We start from the raw sequence: 2,883 nt of genomic DNA, 5'->3' as shown, positions 1-2,883 counted from the left end.
CCCGAATCTGAACTATCGGATCGCATTCGACTCCACAGGCGAAATGGACAAGCTTTGGATGGAGCCCAGCTTTTCTTACGGGGTCCCGACCTCGTTCGTGGTCGACCGAGACGGCCACATCGCCTTTATCGGTCATCCGACGCAACTCGATGAGGTTTTGCCGAAGGTGCTTAACGGCAGCTGGCGCATCAGCGATCAGGCAAAATCCGCCGATACGGAGCGGATTGCGGAAGGCGAAACCATAGCGCGCGAACAAGCGCTGACCAAGCCCATATACGACAAACTTCGGCCGGCAATGGAGGCCGAGGATTGGAAGACGGCGCTCTCGGCGATTGAAGAAGGCATCGCATTGATACCGGACAAACTCAACTTCCGCGTGAGTCATGTCGATCTGTTGCTTCACAGAATGCGCGACATGCAGGCCGGCTTGCCCGTAATGCGCCAATTCGTTCGCGACGCGATCGACAGAAAGTCCGAGGGATGGATGTATTGGGCGCTATACCAACTCTTCGCGCCGGGCTTTGATTATTCCGGCTTTCCGTCTGCTGAGCGCTTCGCGATGGGCGAAGAGCTGTCCAAACACATCGTGGCACTGCCGCAAGGCGGCGGCTCTAAGTTCCTGTCTTATCCGGTGGTCGCTCAGTACTATCATGAGAGCGGCAACAAAGATCGCGCCATCGAGTTGCTCGAGCAGACACTGAAAGCGCTGGAGGGTCCGGAGCCTGTCTCGGACGACCTGAAACAGCACCTTCTACCCGAGTTGCTGCAGGCTCTGGCCAACTACAAGGGTGAGAAGGTTTGTTACGGCGCTCTCTGTGTGGCTCCGCAAGAGGATTTTCCCAAAAGGTGAAGGGGGGCGGCCAAGGAGGAAACCAAAGAGGGGCGATAGTCGAATGGCTTACTGGCCAATTCGTCCATTTCCCTGACGTGGTTGTACAAATAGGCCGGCCCAAGCGTCCAGCCCAGCCTCGCCGTTATCCGCAAACACGTGATCGAGCAAGGAGAAGACGTGCCTGATCAACTCACCAATACTGCCGCTAAGGGTCTCCCGGACCCGTCAAAGATGGCACTGGAGTAAGGCTGGCAACATGAAGCTCGGCGCTGCCCACCGATCCACCTGCGCCCACAGGCGGGGAAGACGGGGGACGCAGCCGACCGCCTGTCTCTGCGCCAGGCAAGAACGGAGGACAGGACGATGACGGACATGACGCCATCTGCGAGGAAGGCCGCGCAGACGAAAGCGGCAGCCGTCAAAAATCCGTCCATCGCCACTGGCCTGACCAGGATCGGGCGGACCCCTACCGGGTTCGCCGCCCACGGCCTCTACGATCCGCGCAACGAGCACGATGCCTGCGGCGTCGGCTTCATCGTCAATATGAAGGGCGTGAAGTCGCATCAAATCGTCACGGACGGCCTGGCGGTGCTCGAAAATCTGACGCATCGCGGCGCCGTCGGCGCCGACCCGCTGATGGGCGACGGCGCGGGCGTGCTGGTGCAGCTTCCCGACCGCTTCTTCCGCGAGGAGATGGCCAGCCAGGGCGTCGAACTGCCCAAGCCCGGCCATTACGCCGTCGGCCATGTGTTCATGCCGCGCGATCCTGAGCTTCAGGCGCATATCGAAGGCATCATCGCCGAGGTCGCGCAGCTCGAAGGCCAGCCGCTGCTCGGCTTTCGCGACGTGCCGGTCGACAATTCATCGCTGTCAAAGGCGCCTGATATCGCTGCTTCAGAACCGGTCCAGCGGCAGGTGTTTTTGGGTCGTGGCGCCGAGATCGAGAGCGACGACGATTACGAACGGCGGCTCTACATCCTGCGCAAGGTCATTTCCGGTCGTATCCACGAAGAGACCAAGGGCGTCGACAATGGCTTCTACGTCGTGTCGATGTCATCGCGGACCATCGTCTACAAGGGCATGTTCCTGGCCTATCAGGTCGGCGCCTATTACAAGGATCTGACCGATCCGCGTTTCGAGACGGCGCTGATCCTCGTCCACCAGCGTTTCTCGACCAACACCTTCCCGTCGTGGAAGCTGGCGCATCCCTATCGCATGGTCGCCCACAATGGCGAGATCAACACGCTGCGCGGCAACGTCAACTGGATGGCGGCGCGGCAGGCCTCGGTCGATTCCGAACTGTTCGGCAACGACATCTCCAAGCTGTGGCCGATCTCCTATGAGGGGCAGTCGGACACCGCCTGTTTCGACAATGCGCTCGAATTCCTGACGCAGGGCGGCTACTCGCTCGCTCACGCAATGATGATGCTGATCCCTGAGGCCTGGGCCGGCAACAAGCTGATGGATCAAGATCGCAAGGCCTTTTATGAATACCACGCCGCCCTGATGGAGCCGTGGGACGGGCCGGCGGCGGTGGCCTTCACCGACGGCCGCCAGATCGGCGCCACGCTCGACCGCAACGGGCTGCGCCCGGCGCGCTACATCGTCACCGACGACGATCGCGTCATCATGGCCTCGGAAGCCGGCGTGCTGCCGGTGCCGGAGGAAAGGATCGTCAAGAAGTGGCGGCTGCAGCCCGGCCGCATGCTGCTGATCGACCTGGAGAAGGGTCGCATCGTTTCCGACGAGGAGATCAAGTCGGAGATCGCGACCAGGCATCCCTACAAGAGCTGGCTCGCCAACACCCAGCTCATCCTCGAAGACCTGAAGCCGGTCGAGCCGCGGGCGCTGCGCAGGGACGTCAGCCTGCTCGATCGCCAGCAGGCGTTCGGCTTTACCCAGGAAGACACCAAGCTGTTGATGTCGCCGATGGCGACCACCGGCCAGGAAGCGGTCGGCTCGATGGGCACCGACACGCCGATTTCGGCGATGTCGGACAGATCGAAGCTGCTCTACACCTATTTCAAGCAGAACTTCGCCCAGGTCACCAA

2 protein-coding genes are annotated in these 2,883 nt (G+C 61.2%); both read left to right on the top strand.

Annotation, left to right across the window (positions count from 1 at the left end; all coding sequences use genetic code 11):
• A partial coding sequence (locus EOA49_RS31265) for a TlpA family protein disulfide reductase (RefSeq protein ID WP_127243569.1) occupies window positions 1–850 on the top strand: 850 nt, incomplete at its 5' end.
• A gap of 345 nt (window positions 851–1,195) precedes the next feature.
• A partial coding sequence (locus EOA49_RS31260) for a glutamate synthase central domain-containing protein (protein WP_281058469.1) occupies window positions 1,196–2,883 on the top strand: 1,688 nt, incomplete at its 3' end.

The organism is Mesorhizobium sp. M1A.F.Ca.IN.020.04.1.1 (assembly GCF_003997315.1).
GTDB lineage: Bacteria > Pseudomonadota > Alphaproteobacteria > Rhizobiales > Rhizobiaceae > Mesorhizobium.
Note: the sequence above shows the minus strand (reverse complement) of the source record. Positions and strands in the feature narration are given on the sequence as shown.